The sequence below is a fragment of the Hymenobacter sp. BT559 genome (assembly GCF_016427535.1).
Classification (GTDB): Bacteria; Bacteroidota; Bacteroidia; order Cytophagales; family Hymenobacteraceae; genus Hymenobacter.
The window spans coordinates 34,677-54,672 of sequence record NZ_JAELXV010000012.1; the positions used below are offsets into that span (position 1 = coordinate 34,677).

Sequence of the window (19,996 nt, forward strand, 5' to 3'; positions counted from 1 at the left end):
TTCTGCATGGACTCAGCATTTAGTGCTTTTAACATTCCTACATCCCAAATTATTCAGAATCGGGATATTACAGAGGATTCTGATTATCAGGGATTGCGAATTGTACGCTATCAGAGCAATCAAACAGATGCCCTAAACTACAAGAACAAAGCTTATGAGTTTCAGCAGGACCTGGGAAGTCAACGATTCATTCGGGCCACGCTCACGCGAAAAGGCATGGTAGGTGGGTTTGGGAAAGAACGTATTGTAGCATATGCCCATTTAACGCTTAAGCAATTTGTAGATGTCGTTAAATACGACCCTTCCAATCCGCCCCTGGATGACTATAACTCTTTGGAGATGATGCAAGCGCATGATCAAACACAAAGTGACTTCAAGGGGCAAAAAATGAAAAACAAAGACAATTTCAAAACCTACCTTTTGGAAGGGGCCAAAGGATACCGCCCATTGTATTTGCCCCCAATTGCCGGCTGGCAGTCATATAAAGTATTTACAGAAACAATCTTCGTTGCCCTCGACGAGAGTGATCCCAATGCACTGTACGGCTATCTCTATCTGCCTGCTAGCCCAATTATGCAATCGGACGGCCAGACACAGACGGCTGCCTTGTTCGGTTTAGCATCGACTAAAGAAGCCACTGAAAGCAATTTCTTGAAAAGTCTGCTGGTTACGTTGGAAATAGAACTTAACGTTAATAGTACTAAAGCAGGACAGAGTTTCGCTGACCGCAATGGCAGAGGAACAAAAAAAGACAAGAACTTAGTTATTGCTTTGGATCAGAGCTCAGCACTCAGCGAGCTGCGGAACCGGGCAGTAGGTGGTACCGTTTTTCAAACGAGAATTGCGGATGGCCGTGATGGAGGAGTTTCAAAAAATAATACCCAGTGGATCGTTGACTTGTCCACCATGGAGCAAATGTTGTTAGCAGTTGTATTTGGAAATTATCGCGAACGACCCGAGCGCTTAAAGCATTACCATATAGAGGCTTTTACCCCATATGCACGGGAGTTTTTTCAACTGCTCCACAAACTATTTGCAGGTCAATGGGTTGAGAAGCCTGCTGCCGACTCTGATCCCTTTCGGCAAGTGTACGTTCACGGGTGGGCATTTGCCCAAAAGGCACTAGCCGAAGCCTACTACGAGGCGCGGAGGGACCAACTTAAGCCACTCACTGATGCGATCAATTTCAAAGACGGGACTCTAACCGAGGAGGAAGCATTCAAAAGTGCAATTGCTTCGATTGTGGAAGAGTCTCGTCCGTCACCCGTTATCCCCTTTACTCAATTCAAAGAGCGTTTACAGGGAATCGACTGGCGCCGACATCGCAAACACTGGGTAAAAATTACCGGTTCTAGCATGAAGAAGGGAAAAAAGGCCACGATCAAGTTAAAGAGCGAACCGGATGGTCCAGTAGTGGTCGCGATGGCACAAAACAATCCTGCTTATGTTAAGACAGTGAAGGATAAGATTTTATCTGAATCTTGGCGGGACCTTACTAAAAGTGTCAACGAGCCGCTTTAACGCCAAAAAAGGCCTTAGGATTTTCTCCTAAGGCCTTTTTTAATGCTTTCGCTATTAGTAATCGAACAGGTCCATTTGTGGAGCCATGGACCTGGCTGTAGACTCGAATAATTCGTGACCTTTATCCACGAAGAATTGGTCGTCTGTCAACACCCTTTTCAACAAGGAATAGAAAACGTAAGTATTATGGAACCCCCTTCTTCTGTTTCGGTTGTTGCCCCGGAAGATGATTATCTCAACGCCCTCATTTTGACATAGTTCGCAGGGGCAGGTCAGCCAGGGCTTAACTAGCAGGGTTTTTTCGTAAGCCTTGCTCCGGTCAACGAATGGCTTTGGTGCTTTCCCCTCATCTACAAGTGCTTTATTAGTTGCGTCTTGCAAAGCGCGATCATAAGGCAGGATCATATTCAACGCCTGCTGCCTACTTAACTGACCTTTAGCATATTGGCGAATGCCCTGTAGGCTCTCCTGTTCTAACCGCCGCGCTTCTGTCATACCAACGCGAGCCACAAGGTTTTTGATCTTAGCGTGTTGACCTAAGCCAATCTCGGGGATGCGGATCGCAGCGTATTTGTGGCCATCCAAAGTCCAGTAATTATCATTAGCACCCATCCAGGCCTTGCGCAGATGCGAAGCACTATCAACAGAGGTTACCCCAAGTTCGGCAAACGTGCGCGATGCTGTCACGCGCGCGATGCCAAAGAGGTGCATATCAATGCCCTGGGGAACCACCTTGGAAACCTCTTCTACAATTTTGAGCATGTCCTTGGTGGAAGTGCGTACTAAACCGCCAAGGGCGATGTAGTCGTACCCCATCTGAATGTATTGCTTCGCGGCCTTGGCATAAGAATTAGCATCCCATCCCTGTACAGCCCCTATGGGGCGCCATGGCAAGCCTAGTTTTTGATGTTCAACCAGAAATTCTTCGGCATTGTGGATAGTTAGATCATAACGTTCCTGCGCAACCGCTGAGTTTTTGCCTACTATAAGGTGGTCTACCGACACACCCAAATCAAAGCCGTAACGGGTGTAATAATCCAATACATCCGCTGTGGAGAACGGGGGCTTTTCTAAATTTATGTAATCGAAGGCTCCGCAGTCTCCCATTACGGGGAAGTGAGTAGGAACCCGTAAGGATCGGTGAATACCCAAAGCGTCAATCAATGCTTTTCGCTTCTTATTGTGCTCAACAACTGCACGGGACACCAGTATGCCGTCGTAATTCGGCGAGTTGTACAATTGGTGCGCATATACTTCATTGCTCCAATGAGATACGCCGCCGGCATGTACTTCTTGGTCGAAATCGAAGTCGGGGTCAACCAAGTCATCCCAGTCCGGGATGAAGTAACGTAGCTTTTGTTTGTGAGGACTTTCCTCCCAATTCTGGTCCAGCGCTATGACCTGGTCTACATTAGGGTTGGCGACTGGAAGTTTTTTCTGGATTATTAATTTAGCTGGCTTGGTGTCCTCGGGTAGGGTAAGCAATGGTAGCGGCGTAGAGGAGGCAATGAACTGCTCAATAAAGGCCACACCTTCAGCCACTACTTTGCCCAAAAGACGCTTTGCAAGTTCCCCTTTTAATCCGATGATTCCACAGCGAAACTGACGAGCTTCGTTGTTATTGAGAGTAATGATTTTACTCTGCTCCATGGTTGGTAAGCGCTTAGCTATCACGCTTCCACAAAGGATAAGAGTGGGTCCCCCGAAAGAGATTGTACTATCCAATTGGCATGCCTCTAAGTAATTGTCTCCGAGCAGGATCAGTCCTAAATCGTATGGCGCGCTAACTGTGTTACGAAAAGATAGGGGCACTTGGAGATAACTCGACCAGGACCGAATCTCTTTTTTACCCATAGTAGCGAAAGTCACCTCATAAGGTAAAATCGAGCGCATCTCCGAGATTAACCCATAACCTGCCGATAAGATGTGCAGTTCCACCTCCAAGTCGCTCTGTGCCCTAGCCTTTTGGACTCCGTCCATCAAGCGTAAGTGTTGCTGACCAGTGTACATCTGGCCGGCTGATTTAAGGTGCTCTGGGAAGCGTGCTTCCAATGCTGTTACGGCTTCCAGCCCGGCCTCAAAGTCCGTAATGGAAAGCTCATATTTTCCACTAGCGTCTTTTTCGCCAGTACAAGAAGAAACAATAAGTATTTTCATTTATTAACCCTAGGAAAATCCAAAGGGTATTAAAGATAAGCTCTACTGCACTAGAGAACAGGGTGAAAAGTACCCTTTTTTAAGTAAGTGGTCAGGGGCTTAACCATTATGTATGCCTTCTTGCCCTAGCTTTTAAAAACTGTAATTCTTACGCTAGCCGCTTATTATCGGCTCACAGTTCATACATCTCGACAGTCTCCACTGAGTCGGTGCGTAGTGCAGGCGATACTTCTTCCTGCCACTTGTAGCGCAATTTAGGGTTGATACCCAGGATACAAACTGCCGCCCACGTCGAATGACTCTCGGTGGCGGTATATAGCGCTTCAGCTTTGAATACTACCTCATATTATGAGGCATTTGTCAAGCTTGTCCATGAGCTTGAAAAGCACTGCCTAACTATATCCTATTCAAATAGACCACCTCAATTAGACAAAGGGCTAATATATTAGGATCAAATTAAGAAAAGTGCAAGTTTTAAGTCACAACCTCAATGGGGAGCTATTAAAAAAATAAGTAGCAGAATTAGGTTTAACGAACCGGGCCTACAGATCCCAATCGGTGCTTGTTTACTCTACATCTAATATTTTGTGTGTTTGAACTGATACACGCCATTGGGGCTGTTCTAACGCTAATTCAATTGCTAAGCGTTGATTTTCTCGTAAACGAGGCCCATCCTCTGGTTGAATCCAAAGCAGCGGCAAAGGAGCATTTTGTGCAGTATGTACCCTTTGTTTGGCTGTGAAGGATGTGAAGTCGCGGGGCATATAATCAGGAACGACGATTTTTAGCTCGTCAAAAAATTCTAACTCTAAGCGCTCTTGCACCAGCTTCGGGCTGCAAACTATCCAGTCAGGCGCCATCAATTGCTGTTCTTGTTCACTCCAGCAAGCCCCGGCTAGGCTAAGCGTACCATTCGTTTCAATTGCGACAAAAAAATCTTCGGCATGCAAGGCGTTCATCAATTCAGCATCAATGTGAAGCAAAGGCTCGCCACCGGTCAACACGCAAAATCGAATGTCACCTCCTACCTCCCGGATAGTTTGAGCTAACTGAGCCGCTGAATACGATGTACTGCCTTCCTTCGTAAAATCGGTATCACACCAGCCCGGACAGCTGGCCCCCGTGCGCTGTATATCCCGTTCGCGCGAGGCCTCATAACCCGACCACAGATTACACCCTACGAAGCGTACAAATACAGCAGGCCGGCCAGCAAACAATCCCTCACCCTGCAGGGTCTTCCAAACATTTTTGACCCGATAAGTCCTTTTCTGAATATCTCCTACTACCTCGTGCTCATTTACTATTCGATCCATCCGTTGTCTTTTGCTTCTAGGTAACCTTTAGCGCGCAGCCGCGACGCATCATTGTCGAGCTTGCCATATCCCCACTCATTATAAGTGGTTCTGTCGCCGTTGTAGTCCGTGTGCGAGTAGTCCCGTACGATACTCAATATTCCCAATTCGTTCGCTAATTTCCAGGTCTCTGCTTTTGTTAAATACATCAACGGTGTATGAATCCTTACATCTTGATCTAAAGCCAAGGTCATAGTCGTTTGCATTGAATCAGCGAATACCCGCCGACAGTCAGGATACCCCGAAAAGTCTGTTTGGCACATGCCCCCAACGATGTCATTGATACCTCGGGTATAGGCGTAGCTACTGGCAATGGCTAAAAATAGAGCGTTTCGTCCCGGCACAAAGGAAGCAGGCAAACTCTCGTTAAGTTCGTGTTTATCCGCTACATCCTTATCATGTTCGGTCAAAGCAGAACCACTAAGCAGGCCAGTAACATCGATTACGTTAAATGGAACTTGTGCCAATTCGGCAATGAGTGCCGCTTGGGTGAGTTCCACGTCGTGCTTTTGCCCGTATCGAAAGCCTAAGGCCTCGACTTGAGCAAACTGCTTTTTGGCCCAGAATAAACAAGTAGTTGAGTCCTGTCCACCTGAGAAGAGGACTAAGCATTTGGTATTGGAAATGGCTTGTAATGACATATTAAAGGGTTTTTACCCGTTCAAGCAGGCGTGGAGTAGAACTTGTAAAGGGCACCGAGACTAGTACCTCCAATTCGGCAAAGCAGGTCTCAGTTTCCTGAAGTTTTACTTTAATCCCCGTTATCTGTCGAGCCGCCAATACGTCCGCTGCGTGTGTTAACAGGTAATCCACTACAAACTGACAGATGTTTTCTGAAGTTGTGTCGTAAGGCAATACGTAGTGCTTGGATGCCAGCAGGTCAATTGCAGAGAGGAGTTGCGTGTCATTGTCGGCTACCAGGATGCCGTGATCCCATGCTTTAATTAGGGGCCCGAGCACAGACTTTATTTCCTTGAAGTCGATAAACATCCCTTGGGTTAGAACTTCACCTGATAATTCTACCCAAAGTTGATACGAATGGCCATGCAAATGTTGGCAGCCTTCTGTGTGCCAAGGAAGCCGGTGAGCACCTTCCCACCGAAATTGTTTCGCAACCCTCATAACTTTCTGATTCTTCAATAATTTATGTCTCCAGACAGCGTATAGCAGCCTTCAGGTACCACTAAGGTAGCTAAAATCTGCCTCTTGGGGAAGACCGAGCCAGCGGTTTAGTGAGGGTCAATCAAAGATTTGACCTCTTATCGCCAGGAAAAACGTGGGAAGGAAACGGCTTACCAACTTACCTTTACACTCTTTTGCAAGGCGTAACGCCGTTAGTTAAAGGTACGATGACAGCATTACCAGAGTCAGTAGATTTAAAGGCACAGCTAGAGAAGCAGTATCAGCAGCAGTTGGCGCATACGCAAACTGCTCTAGACTATATGGCGGAGTATGGCATCAAGCCCGAAGGTAAGTTTGGCCTCTTTTCGCCACCCAGTGCGCGTCAGCAAGAAATCCACCGATTGCCTTATACCCACCGCGCAAAGCAACAGGTCACTTACGAAACAGAAAGAGGAGAGTTCTCAGCGAAGTGTCCTTTTTCAGGGTTGCCCGACTTCGGCGTCGTCAAGGTAGAGTACGTCCCCAATACCTCATTGCTTGAGTTAAAGAGTCTAAAATACTACCTATTATCTTGGCGAAATATTGGTGCTGCACAGGAAGACATAACAGCGTATGTATTTGAAGATGTAATGCAGGCTCTCGTAGATCCCGACTACCTTATTGTCACCACTATCTATAATGTGAGAGGCGGGATTAATACAACGTGCATGATTGATTCACGCCTTCAATAAAAGATTTGATGGGCTTGCCGCGCTGCTGAAAGCAAGTAATATTATTAATTAGCAGCCGACATATGTAGGCTACTGGGCAGCGGATCACTTTTTCGATCGATTTCAATCTGAATAAAATAGTGTATGACTGATGCCATTCGTTCTCTTGATGCCTATGCAGCGTTGCGGGAGTTGCTCATTGGTCTTGGCGACCCAACCAACCACTATCTGCTAAAGGCGCATTGCTACGAGCACGATGGGCGAGTGTGGTATCTTGCTATTGTTCAGTTGAACAAAGGCAGTGTATGGGATCCTATGATTGAAGGCGACCACTTCTTAGTTGATGTGCTATTAAACCGGCTACAGCCTGATTGTCGATCACGAATCAGCATACCATGCGACCAAGTGTGGCAGATTGCGCAGGTACTTAGCCCCGGGCAACGAAGTCAGTTGAAATACCTATATCACAATCAAATTGTCTTCGATAATTACCCATTAGCATCAGCTTGTCTAGAGGCTTAATGACCGTCCATTACCTCAGCAGCCTGGGCAATTTGCCACGCATAAGCGGCTTCTCATTGCTTGCACTGAGGTAGATAATATATAACAACTTGTTCCAGTTCGGGAGAAGTAGCAAAGTGAAAAATGAGGTGACCAATTGCGCTGAATAGTTTAGAGCGTTAAGTTTAAGAAGCTGTTGGTGAGTGTGATAAAGTGTCTGATAGCCAATGCTGGAATGCAGGCGCCCGTGATTATAGTAGTTAAAATACTCGGCGACGCTGGCTTGGGCGTCGGCTAGGTCGGCAAACACGGGTCGGTCGTGAACTTCGAGTACTTCGGTCTTGAGGCGCGACCAGAGGCTCTCGGCCTGCGCATTATCGTAGCAATCGCCGCGGCGGTTCTGCGAGCGCAGGGCTTGTTGGCCCCGACTTGCCAGCCCACCACTTGCTTACTGGCCATGTCTTGAAAGGCGCCTAGATAGGCCCAATTGCTGTTGGCCAGCGGCAGATAAGGAATATCACTGACCCATACCCAGTTGGCCTGGGTAGGCTTTGGCTGGTCGAGCAGCCTGTGGGTGTAATTGGTAGTACGCGGGGTAAAGGCCTTGGGTCGCAGCGCGTGCAAGCGCCGTCGGTGCATGGCTATGCGTAGCCGCTGCTACCCCACGCGATAGTCCTCGCAATTCGACGCGCAGCCGACTCGTACCATAGCAGCGCTTATGCACCCCAAACGCCTTGATCAGCGCTGTTTCCCAAGCCGGCTCGCGCTGTGCTACCTTTTGTTGCTAAGCTTGTTGCCATGCGTAGTAGCCGTTGGCCGGCACGCCACCAACTGACAGAGCAGCCGCACGGCGTAATGGTCTCGTTTCGCCTCGATGAAACGGTAATGGCTCATTGGTCCGGTGTCTGCGAGAGCCTGCGCTCATAGCAGGCAACTGGCGATGGCTTTTTTGAAGTTTCTAACTCCTGCGCCTGCCGCCAGCTGGCGCAACTCGGTGGCCGTGGCCGAGTCGAGTTCTGCGCCTCGGCCCGCTGCCACTGGGGTAAGGGCTTCCTTTTGCCACTTATAGAGGCGTTTGAAGTCGATATTCAGGGCGCGGGAAGCCGCTTGGGTCGAGCGACTTTCACAGGCCAAGCGCAAGGCTTCGGCCCATAAGGCGGCGTCGTAGCGCCGACGTTGCGCAGGTGGGAGAATGTCTTTCATAACAATCGAAAGATAAGACCCTATTCTGTCCACAATTACCCGACCACCTAACTGCAATTAGTGGCTCGCAACTGACGAAATTCAGTCGTCCCAGTTGGGTCCAACTCGGTGCTCTGAGCCACGGCCGCCGGCGTGAGCGATTCTTGCTGCCACTGGTAGATTCGCTTGGAGTCAATGTTGAAGTAGTACGGCGGCCTGCGTCGAGCGGCTTTGCTCATGCTTTGACTCGAAAGGTGGCTTTATAACGCCGACGTTTGGGAGGATGGGGCTGTCTTCTGTTGAACTCAATTGGCTAGGGGTATCACATCGTTTCAAAACGGAACATAATGATAGCCTGTTCCATTAATTTGGAACATATCAAGATCGCGTTCTATATTTGTGAATCAAATACCAATTTTGCCTTTATACCTTTCAAATAATGCACCATCTAATCAGCAAGCCGACTGAGGTTCCGTTCTCATCTCTATATTTAGACGGTAATAATCCACGCCTTGCGCTTGACGAGCAACCAGGGTATTATAACCCAGCCGACTTATTTAATTCGGACCTACAACTCCAACTACAAGAGGAGGTAGAGAAACTCTACGATGTAGATGCATTGCAACTTGCCATTGAAAGCCAAGGCTGGTTGAACATTGACAGCATCGTAATTTGGCGCCACCCCGACGCGCCCGATAAGTTCGTTGTAGTAGAAGGTAACACTCGAATTGTTGCCTTGCGAAGGATTCGTAGCCGTTTGGAACGAGAACGGGAAAAGCTTGCTAAAGTAAAAGCAGGTCGTAAGCGATATGCGCCCCACGATATCACCAACTTGGAGCAACTAGTGGCTAACCTTGAGGGAATCGTTGCCGACACTGACCAGCTCACGGTGGTCACGTTAAATGCAAAAACTGTTGAAGAGCTTCTCGATAAACTTCCACGCGTGTTGGCTGTACGCCACATTACTGGACCTAAGGGATGGGGAAACTACGCCGAAGATCTCTGGCTGCTAATTCGCTATGAACACCTCTTCCAAGTAGTACATTCTAGTGAAGAACTTTATTGGGACACGCCGCTCATCAAGCGCTTAGCCCTAGAGGCGGCAATTAGTGAGGTCAAAGCACGTCGCCAAATTTGGGCAGCCAGTTGCTTTAGCCACTTCAAGATGCGTTTCGAAGATGCCCTCCCTGGCGATGAGGAATTTGCGCCTAGCGACTATTACCTATTTGAAAATATCGTTAAAAAGCCTTGGTTGCGCGAGCAATTTGGGTTAACGGAACGCGCCGTCCATTTAGCGGAGGATCGGGAAGAGGTGCTTATGAAGTGGGTGTTCAGGGCAGAACGCGGCCGCAAGGGCGACGATAATCCTAATGTGTTTTATCGCCACGAGAACGTACTTCTTTGGGAACAGATGAAACGCTACGACGATGCGCACAGCACCGGTTTCGCCAAGCTATTCAACGTGGATGACCCCGATTCTGCCCCACGTATGGAAGAGGTCGAAGCACAGTGGCGGAGTCATAAGGCAAGTCGTCAACCTGGGGACATTATTGAACAGTTGCTGCAGCAACTGGACCGGCTAACTGCTGATGCCCTGCTGAGCGAAGGAGACTTCCTTTTTCGCCAACTCAGCAAGCTGCACGAGCGCTCGGGCCGGATTGTTTCGATGATGAAAGTTGGTAAGAGCTAATGGCCATTAGTTCTCAGGGGGGAGCAGCCCGCAAGACCATCACCGATCCAGCCATCCGGCCACTTGTGGACGGCCTGGTCGCTTTATTCTTAATCGAAGGAAGCGTAAATGCAGTACACCGTCGCTTGGCAGAGGTGTTAAATGAAGGCGAAAGCCCAATCTATCCCAATCGTCTGCATGCGCTTCTTAGTGAAGACTCCTCGCGTGCGGTGAATCCACAAACGGTTGAAACATTGGAAGTGCTGCTTAATCGAATTAGTCAGACATCTACTACTTCTAATCGCGATTCAAAGGCCAGCGCAATTCGTGCGCGCGTACTGAAAGGTTGGGATGCCACCGTGACATCTAGCGAAGCCACTGATGCGCAGTCAATAGTCAAGTTAGCCAATACCCTCGGGTATCCACCCGCCGTAGTGGGCGCTCTCCTTTTGCAGGGAGGGCGCCGTACTCCTCAGGCAAGCAGTAGCGCTATTGGGTCTTTTACTACGTTGACTACGCGAGATAGAGTAATGCCCGATTGGTCATACCAGGATGACGCCTACCACGCGGCCTTGCGGTCGTTGCGGTCTGATTTGAACCGCAAGACGGGTTTGGTAATACCGACAGGAGGTGGAAAGACCCGAATCGGTGTTCGCATCCTGTTACGCGTACTTGCAGATAACGTGCAACCCAATGCTGTAGTGCTGTGGGTAACTCACCGGCGCTTTTTGGGTACCCAAGCCCGAAGAGAAGTCCAGCGGGCCATGACCCAGGGCACACCTGATCTACCACAGGATGCAGTCAAATTACTGCACGAACGGGTAATAATTACCATGGTTTCCGACCTCACTCGCGCCCTGGACGAGTACGGCGACCGCGTAGCACTCGTTGTCATTGACGAAGCCCACCACGCGGCGGCGCCAGTCTATGCCCCATTCTTTGCGCGGAAACCCCTGCGTGGCTTGTTTCTGACGGCTACACCCATTCGCACAGACGGTCTTGGCATTGGGGTTGATGAGATTGCGTACACTATAACCTACCGGGAGTTGTTCGAGCGAGGTGTATTGATAGAGCCTCGCTTTGAAGAGCCCCTGGTTATATCAGGGAGCGGGTGGCACGACGCAACTAGCCTAAAGGATCTTGCAGACTACGTCGTAGAACGGGCACAAGAAGAGTTTGTAAAAACCATCATCGTCGCCTCACGTGTGGAGCAGGTGGCTGAGATGCACGAAGCTATCGTTGCTGCTATCGCTGAATTGCAACGTACGGGCGGTTCTGTGCTCGAGCCCGACGATGTTGGGTTCGTACACGGTAGCGGTAGTGCTAGCGAGGCTCGGCCGGAGGACTATTTAGACGAGTTCATCGCTCTTCCGCGCGGCATTCTCGTCACCACAGGGCAAATGCTTGGCGAGGGCTTTGACGATCCTGCCGTTAATGCTGTAGTCATTACCTATCCAACCACCAGCATGGTTCAGTTGATGCAAGTAGCAGGTCGGTGTTTACGCTTTGCACCGGGTAAGCAGCAGGCGTTTATCGTGCAAGTGAAGGAATCCAGTCTGGCGTACCATTATGAACAACGCTGGCTCTACCAAGAGATTTCTGACTCTCTACGGCCTCAAATCGTGGACCATAGGTACACATCTAAAGCGCAATTGCAGTCCCACGTAGAGCAAGTGCTCACGGCTTACCATATTCAGGATCCCCATCGACAGCTCGTCCGTAAGCAACTAGAAATTAATCCTGTAGGGCAAGACTTTTCTTTAATGCTAACAGGGTTTCCATTTGAGGGGAGTGCTACCCAATTTGACCAAGAAGCAGAATGGAACGTTGTTCCTGTGAGCGAAGCTAATAGGAGAGAGTTCTTGAGCGTCTTTAATGGCTTTTCGCTCGCTAACCCCCCAGTGAAGTTTGCGAGCGAATTTCTGAGGCGTCACTTAGCAGTTGACATCTGTCCCGGTAGTATGTGGCTTGGTATGCGCGACATGTTGACGGCCATGGAATACGCTCGGCGGGAGTTGGATGGTATCGCTTATGCGGGCGCGCCTAATCGGAACTATCAACCCCATAAGGGTACAACGTGGCTTACGTATGTTACCTTCCGATATGCGCCAACGCTGCCGCAGGGCTTGCAGGATTTTATTCAGGACACTGTCAACTCCGAAGTTATTGCCGTCCAATACACCGAAAATGTACCGTATTGGCATGCCTGTGTCAAAACCGAGTTGCCTATTGGCGGGGCATTAGCTTTTCTGCTGAATGCCGAGCAGTTGGCTTGGTTGGAGCAGGAACGTGGACGCGTACTCACTTTGCTAAGCGGAACGCCACCCCACGAAGCATTTGCCCGACTAGAAGCCTGGAGAACGGAGTTACCTTATTGCCCTCTGCCTTTGCAACTCGTGCTGCGTTTTGAGCGCTTTATTGCGGCCGAAGCACTTCAAGCACATGTCTATAGAATAGGGTTAGCAGGTGGGGGAAGTGAGTAGGTGAAATAAGATGTGATGTTAAAAAAGTGTGCTGCTTTTGGATGGCAGGCTTCTTTAAACCAGGAGTTCTATATAAGTTAGTACATGAAGGAGATATAACCTTTCGCCTTTTTAATCCTGCCAAAAATACGTTTGATGTTGCTTAGGAATTAACTGATGAAACAATCATTCATCTATAGCCCTGATTGCGTTAATTTTTGAGAACTGCTTGCACTTACAGTAATATCCTGAGGGTGAGTAAGCCTCATTACATGAGCCTAATATATGCCAAACATGCTTGTGGAGCCGCCACACATTAAACGAGCAAAGGAAGCTTTAAAGGAAGCCGGAGTTTTCTCGGCAGAGGCAAATGCGGCCCTTAATCTCGCTGCAAAACTCTATCAGGAGACTACACAGCAGAGCCGCACTGATGCCCTTCGGCAAGAACGCGACTTAATCCAGTGGGAATTGGAGCGTGTGAGCGAACAGTTGCTCCTTGAACGCAAACAGACTGCGCATCTGGCTGATGAGCGGCAGAGTCCCGTAATAGAATTGCAGGATGCGAGAAAAATTATTCAAAAACTACGCCATCGGGTACGAGAAATGTACCAAATTCTAACTCATCCAGAAATGAAGCCTGCCAGGAAACTCGATAAAGTACGCTTTGAGGTAGAAGCGGTACTAGTTAAAGAGGCAGCGATATCTTTTACAGATGTAGTAATAAATGAGACCTTGGCGCCCATTATAATAGTCCCTCAAAGTAAACCAACTACAAAACAAAAGAAGGCCGCTACTACTCCCCTAGAAGTAACCCAGCGTCGTAGAATAGCAGAATTAGAGGCTTTTCTTAATCGTCGCAGCCAGTACGAAAAAATGAGTGATCGGCTGTTGAGCAAACTGACTGGAATCATTGTGCTACCAGAGGCACCTTTAGTAGAGGCAGCCGGTAGTGATCCATTATTACGAGATCTACTAAAGCGATGGCGATCGCTTTGTGGCACAGTACAGTTTCTGCTCGAAGATAAGAGTAATCCTGAATCTGTAAGTACTCAAAATGAAGGTGTTATGGATTCCATTTCTGACAGCTAGCGCCTTATCTTAGCTAGGCATGACCTGCAACTATAGGCTGGTACGGTAACACATTCTAGTTCTTTTTCAGATTGGCTGTCGAGCCTTCGTTGGATTACTGGGTATAATATACTAATGGCTACTTATTAGCATTTTACCTTCAGTATTGCTCAGATAATAAATATTATCTGAGCAATATTACAAGCCTAGCTTCTGAGCTGCGTTGTGTTGACGCACATCGTCGATGCGGGTGTAGCGTCGAATCATCGCGCTAGTCTTGTGTTTAGTTTGGTTCATGACTTCCGAATCATCTGCACCGGCCAATTTGGCCACCGTCACAAAGGAGGCGCGCAATGAGTGTGCTGAGTAAGTAGGTCCTAAGTAGCGCTGTACTACGGCGTTGATGCTCTTATCGGTAAGTCGTCCCTGCGTTATTCGCTCGCCCTTGCGCAGCGACACGAACACCGGTCCTACCGCGCGGCCCAACTGACGCAGCCAAGCTTGCAATGACCGGATAGGACAAACCTTAGCCTCGGGCGAATAGAAAATAGCTTTTTCCTCGTGCTGACCTAACTGGTTGGTCTTACTACGAGCCAGTGAGACAATCAAGCAGTCCTCCGTGAAGCGCAAGTTTTCTATATTCAACTCCGAGAGTTCCGACCGGCGAAAGGCCCCCGTAAAACCCAGCAGCAGGATAGCCCGGTCGCGCAAACCCGTTACGGTCTCAATATCCAGTTCCCGCACCAGCCGTTTGAGTTGGTTCAGGGTAAAAGCCGGGGCCTGCTTTTGCCGGATGCCGTGCACGCGGCTGATACCGTCGAGCAGCACCTTGAACTGCGCATTATCCGTCGGGCACTCCAACCCCCGCAGCACATGCGCTTTTTTAAGTGCTGACAAATGCCGCTGGATGGTTGCGACCTTTTTGCTCGCATCGGCCAGATAGGTTACGTAACCGGCCAGCGTGTCTACCGTAGCCGGGACCGGCTCGACCTGGTTGGCCCGACACCAATGCGAGTAGTGCCGCAAGTCCGACGCGTAGGCCTTAGCCGTGTTGGCCGCCCCCTGTAACCCGGCTTCGACGTAGCGCGCGGTCTGCTCAGAGAGGCCCGCAAGCGAGGCAGCGGTCGAGTGCGCTAGGGCCGGCAGGGTGACGTTTTCCATGTAGCCTATATAATACGGAGTAGCGCACCGATTTGGGGCTCTTTTCTGTGATGCAAGATAGGTTCCGATAAGTAAACTTTATCGGAACCTATGCCCAGCTTGGATATTTAAGCAAAGCACCGCCATGCGGGTTCATGGGCATGACCGCTGCTTCAACAGTCAATGCAGCAAGGTAGAACTGTAGGCCGTTAAACAGCATCTTGTCCAAAGAGTGGCCATCACTAACTAAGAAGTTGACTCGTGGCCTTCGGTTCGCTTAATGGTCTTGCATGCTAATACCTTCCTCGGGTTGGTCAGCCCCTGGCTTATTGTCTTCACCGAAGCAGAGCCCGTTGCGGCCGTCTATGCCGCAAAACAAGATTTTCTAAATGGTATGAAAGTGCAGGAACATGAGCAGCCCTTTCTACGGCTGTAAAACACTATATTAGGAGCCTGTTTTCTGCACTCGTTCTGGACGGAGTCAAGTGGTCCATGTGTTCAGGCAGCAGGCATTTAACGTTGCAAGTTTTCCTCATGAACAATCCTTTTAACCAACTGCAGGACCTCGTTTTTTCCTTGGAAGGAGATTTTGACAAGTGGTGCAATCAAGGGAATGCGGCGGCTGGTAGAAGGCTGTCTCAAAGCATGAAGCAATTGAAACAGCAGGCCGTCGACATTAGGCGAGATGTCCAAATGCTTAAGGATGCCGTGTCAAACGAAAGAAAACAAGACAAAAAGCCTATACCTACCAAGGCGGTCAAACCGGCTGTAATCACCAGCACCAGTGGTACTTACCAATTTGAGGCGGATGATTTTAGGAAGGTGCTGGGGCCTATCTCCTATAACGAGCATACCGTTCACACCAAGTTCACGGATAATCAGGCCGCTAATATCTGCGGGAAAATGGCTGATGCCTATGCCAGAAATGTTGCCTTAAAGTACCCGGAAGTCGCTCACCAGGTGCAGGGAAGCATTTACCGGTATCAATTACATTATTTGGCAAACAAGGCACTTGCCATTTACGGCGGGGCGGTCCTTACCTTCTTAGCCGGCTTGCGTCCCTTAAAATTTAACAATACTTCTGCATACTCGATAAAACGGTTCGTGCCGGTTCAGAACGTTCTCGCCACCGAAGTCGATTTTCCCACGCTTACTTTCCAGTCCATCGGCGGAAATGAATTTACGCTGGCCTTTCATTTAGCTATGGCAGGCAGTAAAGGCCGGAGGCCCGTGCAGATATTCAGAAACCGAATTAAAGTGGGTTCTATTGGCTTTCGAGGAGAGGCATTCGATGCATCGGGGAACGCATTAACCAAAGTCATGGCAGTAAAGCCCTCCTTGTTAATATTTTGTGATTATCTCAAAAGCAGCAAAAATCCAGCATTCTACTCAGGCGTTGAAACAGGCTCCTGCTTCGTTTGCGGGAGACTATTAACGGATCCACGCTCCATCCGCTATGGAATCGGCCCTACCTGCTTAAGTAGAACGCTTTAGAGTTACTGAGGGGGTGTTTCTTTTAACTTACTTGGAGCCCCTCTCTTCACATACTGTATTGTGAACCTGAGTAGAGGCTGTTCCATGTGGTATACCAATGCTGAGCACGGGGCTTCAAGAGAATTTTAGGTATAGCTTCTCTGCCTGATCGGGCACCATGCCATGGTTAAAGGCATGTTTCTACTCTAGGCTGGCAAAGGCCTCAGTAATGGTCATCAACTCGTCCATGCCCAGCTACTAATACAAGACACGAGTTACCACAATAGGTAGCCTTGAGCACAAACTGCCGTTGAGAATGACATCACTAGTTTACAGTCGCATATTTGTTATTAAGTCGTTCGTAGTGTGGCAGTAGCGCTGCCATGCTTATTTCCATTAGCATGATACTGTGCTGGTGCCTACTCCTCTTGCTATGGCTGCACGCTCCCGTCAACTTTCCGAACTACAGGACCACCGCCGCAGTTGGCAGACGTTTATCCAGGCCCAGGAAGCCGTGATTCGCCATCGGGAGCGACCTCTTAAAATCAGGTTGCCCGAGGATGAAAATTTCTCTGGGGGCGAACTGCGGCTCGAAATTATTCCGGTCGACAACAAGACACAGTTTTATGAGCAAGCCAAGTCGTTGCTCGGTGTCCGGGAGACTGATATTGACATCCGGCAGGGGCTTTTCTCGCTTTCATGGGATACTACCGTATCGCCTTCGATTCTTAGCAATCTGGCTGAAACAGCCGTAAAATACTATTTTACATACCGCCCAGAGCCAGTAGTACAAGGCACTGTGCGCAGGCGCTCCAGCGACGATCCCTTAGCTGTAAAAAGACAAGTCGAATTGTCTTTGGGTCAGGCTGACTTAGCTCTGCCTTTTCAGATTGCCTGCGCCGAAGCAACCGATGACCACCAGACTAAAATTGAAATCAGACTGCTGATCGCACCCGAAGCGCCCAACGTCACTACTTTCGAGCGTAACTTATCCCGCTGGGCCCGGGCAGAGGCCGCCTTGACGCTCCGAAGAACAATGGCCAATGCTGGCTTTGCATGGAGGGGAGTTAATGTCGTCATGTGCGCGACCGGCGAACCAGACAAGCCTTGGCTTTTGAAAGCAAAGGATTATGGAGATGCAATGCTGATAGCGCATCTCGAGGGATTAAAGCGGAAAACTGTTGTGCAAGTGCGGGACGTACTTTACTGCTTTCGCACCACCTCGGTAGATAAAACAGCCCAGGCTGCTTGTCTTGAGCTACTAGTAGACCGTCTTAAATCAGCGTTTCCCACCGTGGAGCTGAACTTGGATACTGACCGTCGGCGTCTGGAGTTCACGTACTACTTGTCTTTCGCCAAGCGTGTTACCGAAAATCTGCGCTTGCAGAACCTGCTTGACAGCTGCCGGCTTGACTTGGAGCGCGCGCACCTGCAACTGCTGCTGTCCCCGCAGGACCGGTTGCTGTTTCAGGCCAGAGAAGAGCCTCAACGGTTCAAAGAAGACGAAACAGAACGGTTACGCCAACTGCGGGGCGAGGAAGTCAATATCGGTGAGGGGCCAGAGCGGCTCCTACTGGGTGAAATAGTGCGCGTAAGCTACCCATTTATCCACATTACCTTACCCCCCGATACTACTGTCGAGCAACGTGCACATATGCTGGTGCGCCTCAAGACCTCCGGCGAAATCCGCCCTAATCTGACCGGTGACCGCGAAAAGTTGGCCCGTCTCTCTGGGGCCTTACGGCGAGTGGCCGATCCTAAAGAAAAACTACTCAATCCGCAAACACGCTGGGCATTATTTGATGCTACTGCAGCTGGTGGTGCTGCCGACCCTAACGAGTTGAAGTCCGGTTCCTCCACTTGGCAAGAGGTAGATACACATTCATATCTATCCCTCAATCCGGCGCAACACGCGGCTGTGGTAGCCAGCCTGCTTGCCCGAGACTTGGCATTGGTGCAGGGTCCACCCGGTACGGGCAAATCCACTGCCATTTCACAGATTATCTGGCACTTGGTGCGCCAGGATCCACAGCGCCGCGTCCTGCTTACATCTGAGACCAATACCGCCGTAGACAACGCCATTGAAAAGCTTGAGCACAGCATCCACAATCTGGTCAAACCAGTACGCATCGGCGATGAAAGCAAGCTAGAGCGTGAGGGCGCGCGCTACGCCTTAACCCGACTTACAGCTTGGGTCGAAACCCCGACCGCTGACCTGACCGAGGAGCAGCATGACAACGCACTCCCCCGCTGGCTGCGGAATATAACCCGACGTGCCAGAACTCAGGCGCCTGCTGACGTGCCTGCCGCCTTGCATGATGCCTGGGCCGCGGCGCTTGCTTCACCATCATCTGCTACCAGGGTTAAGGTATTGAACCAGTATTTGACTTACACCAATGTTATTGGGGCTACCGGTGGCGCGCTCGGAGAAAAAACCACTCTTGGCAAACCCACCAAATTCTATCGTCAATACCAGCAGGTTTTTGGCTCGGGCTTGTGCGCTACCGACAAAGCAGTTCAACAGTTCCGGAAGGCAGCCAAAGTTGCAGAGCCAGAGCCTAGCCCTTTGGGGCCGCACCCCGCTGATGAGCCAGCTCCTAAAGGCATTCGTTTTGATGTGGTGGTCATGGACGAAGCCAGCAAAGCCACCCCACCCGAGTTGGCCCTGGCTATGATCTACGCCCACAGAGCCATTATCATCGGCGACCATCGTCAACTGCCGCCTTTGCTCGACCAGGAAGAGTTTAGAAACACGCTGATAGAAGCGGGTGAACCAGAGTTGGCCCGGCAGTTTTCCCGTGCTGATGCCGAAACCTCACAGTTCGAGCGCCTTTTCACGCAGCCCGGAGTACAGCCCGGCGTCGTTTCGCGCTTCGATACGCAGTACCGGATGCACCCCGACATCAACGCAGTAATAGAGCAGTTCTATATAAGTGACGGTGGCCTGAAATGCGGTGTGCCAGAAGCACTGGCTGATGTACCCGATTTGACACATCCACTCAGCCGCTACCATGGCCTTAGCCATTCTGCCCTGCTCGCTGCAACTGACCACTTAGTTTGGGTAGAAGTGGACGCACCCGAGATGCTAGCCGGTACTTCCCGCGTCAATTTGGCCGAAGCTCAAGCCGTGCGGGCAGTGCTTGCCTGCCTATCCGAAAGCAAGGGCTTCGCTGAGTTTCAGGCGCATTGGCCCAAGCCCGAAGAGCAAGAGGTTGCGCTCATTACTTTCTACGGCCGCCAGGTGAAACTGCTGCAGGACGTGGCTGCGCAGTTTGCTGACCGATTACCCGCCCGGGTGCAGACGGTGGATAAGTTCCAGGGGATGGAGCGTAACATAGTAGTCGTGTCGCTGGTGCGTAGCGACAAGCTGGCTCACTCCTCCGCCCAGGCGCCCGACATAGACACCTACCCTAATAGCGGTGGCTACCCTTCCCAGCCCAGCCTTGGCTTCGCGCAGTTTCCTAACCGACTGAATGTTGCACTGTCACGCGCCAAGCGCCTGCTAATTATTGTGGGTAACAGCCGTCACTTCAGCCGCAACGACTGCTACCGTCGCGTGTACGAAACGGTGCAAGCCCGTGGACGTGTCGTGCCTTATACTGCTTTGCTGCCTTATCTGCCTGCTTAACCTTACTAAGC

General features: G+C 50.0%; 15 protein-coding genes. 8 read left to right on the forward strand and 7 right to left on the reverse strand.

Annotated features, from left to right (window positions below):
* The first annotated feature begins 6 nt into the window (after positions 1–6).
* Positions 7–1,521: a DNA sulfur modification protein DndB gene (locus JAO77_RS23055; protein WP_198992903.1), complete on the forward strand. Its 1,515-nt coding sequence runs from the start codon at positions 7–9 to the stop codon at positions 1,519–1,521.
* A 54-nt stretch (positions 1,522–1,575) separates the two neighbouring features.
* On the opposite strand, the gene dpdA is transcribed toward JAO77_RS23055, so the two are convergent.
* The 4 genes from dpdA to JAO77_RS23075 all read right to left on the reverse strand — a co-directional run bounded on the left by dpdA (position 1,576) and on the right by JAO77_RS23075 (position 6,152).
* Positions 1,576–3,678, reverse strand: a complete 2,103-nt coding sequence (gene dpdA, locus JAO77_RS23060) for a tRNA-guanine transglycosylase DpdA (RefSeq protein ID WP_198992904.1) — start codon at positions 3,676–3,678, stop codon at positions 1,576–1,578.
* Positions 3,679–4,244: 566 nt separating this feature from the next.
* Entirely contained in the window at positions 4,245–4,991 is a 747-nt protein-coding gene (locus JAO77_RS23065) for a 7-carboxy-7-deazaguanine synthase QueE (RefSeq protein ID WP_198992905.1), read from the reverse strand.
* Positions 4,979–5,671 (reverse strand): 7-cyano-7-deazaguanine synthase QueC, encoded by a 693-nt coding sequence (gene queC, locus JAO77_RS23070; RefSeq protein ID WP_198992906.1) that lies wholly within the window; start codon positions 5,669–5,671, stop codon positions 4,979–4,981. The genes JAO77_RS23065 and queC overlap by 13 nt, the downstream gene beginning before the upstream one ends.
* A gap of 1 nt (position 5,672) precedes the next feature.
* The gene (locus JAO77_RS23075) at positions 5,673–6,152 is read right to left on the reverse strand and encodes a 6-pyruvoyl trahydropterin synthase family protein (protein WP_198992907.1); all 480 of its coding nucleotides are present in this window, start codon (positions 6,150–6,152) and stop codon (positions 5,673–5,675) included.
* 194 nt (positions 6,153–6,346) lie between these two features.
* On the opposite strand from JAO77_RS23075, the gene queF reads away from it, so the two are divergent.
* Entirely contained in the window at positions 6,347–6,883 is a 537-nt protein-coding gene (gene queF, locus JAO77_RS23080; protein ID WP_235998575.1) for a preQ(1) synthase, read from the forward strand.
* Positions 6,884–7,006: 123 nt separating this feature from the next.
* Positions 7,007–7,384 (forward strand): hypothetical protein, encoded by a 378-nt coding sequence (locus JAO77_RS23085; RefSeq protein WP_198992908.1) that lies wholly within the window; start codon positions 7,007–7,009, stop codon positions 7,382–7,384.
* A gap of 10 nt (positions 7,385–7,394) precedes the next feature.
* Here the strand turns inward: JAO77_RS23085 and JAO77_RS24645 are convergent, their stop codons facing one another.
* Entirely contained in the window at positions 7,395–7,799 is a 405-nt protein-coding gene (locus tag JAO77_RS24645; protein ID WP_198992941.1) for an integrase core domain-containing protein, read from the reverse strand.
* 485 nt (positions 7,800–8,284) lie between these two features.
* Positions 8,285–8,566, reverse strand: a complete 282-nt coding sequence (locus JAO77_RS23095; protein WP_198992909.1) for a transposase — start codon at positions 8,564–8,566, stop codon at positions 8,285–8,287.
* A gap of 418 nt (positions 8,567–8,984) precedes the next feature.
* On the opposite strand from JAO77_RS23095, the gene JAO77_RS23100 reads away from it, so the two are divergent.
* The 3 genes from JAO77_RS23100 to JAO77_RS23110 all read left to right on the forward strand — a co-directional run bounded on the left by JAO77_RS23100 (position 8,985) and on the right by JAO77_RS23110 (position 13,765).
* Positions 8,985–10,235, forward strand: a complete 1,251-nt coding sequence (locus tag JAO77_RS23100) for a hypothetical protein (protein ID WP_198992910.1) — start codon at positions 8,985–8,987, stop codon at positions 10,233–10,235.
* Entirely contained in the window at positions 10,235–12,697 is a 2,463-nt protein-coding gene (locus JAO77_RS23105) for a DEAD/DEAH box helicase (RefSeq protein WP_198992911.1), read from the forward strand. The genes JAO77_RS23100 and JAO77_RS23105 overlap by 1 nt, the downstream gene beginning before the upstream one ends.
* 264 nt (positions 12,698–12,961) lie before the next feature.
* Positions 12,962–13,765 (forward strand): hypothetical protein, encoded by an 804-nt coding sequence (locus JAO77_RS23110; protein ID WP_198992912.1) that lies wholly within the window; start codon positions 12,962–12,964, stop codon positions 13,763–13,765.
* 177 nt (positions 13,766–13,942) lie between these two features.
* Here JAO77_RS23110 and JAO77_RS23115 read toward each other — a convergent pair whose 3' ends face one another.
* Entirely contained in the window at positions 13,943–14,905 is a 963-nt protein-coding gene (locus tag JAO77_RS23115) for a site-specific integrase (protein WP_198992913.1), read from the reverse strand.
* Positions 14,906–15,418: 513 nt separating this feature from the next.
* On the opposite strand from JAO77_RS23115, the gene JAO77_RS23120 reads away from it, so the two are divergent.
* Positions 15,419–16,378, forward strand: coding sequence for a DUF6011 domain-containing protein (locus tag JAO77_RS23120; RefSeq protein ID WP_198992914.1), 960 nt, complete (start codon positions 15,419–15,421; stop codon positions 16,376–16,378).
* Positions 16,379–16,790: 412 nt separating this feature from the next.
* Positions 16,791–19,985: a DEAD/DEAH box helicase gene (locus JAO77_RS23125; RefSeq protein ID WP_198992915.1), complete on the forward strand. Its 3,195-nt coding sequence runs from the start codon at positions 16,791–16,793 to the stop codon at positions 19,983–19,985.
* The last annotated feature ends 11 nt before the right edge of the window (positions 19,986–19,996 follow it).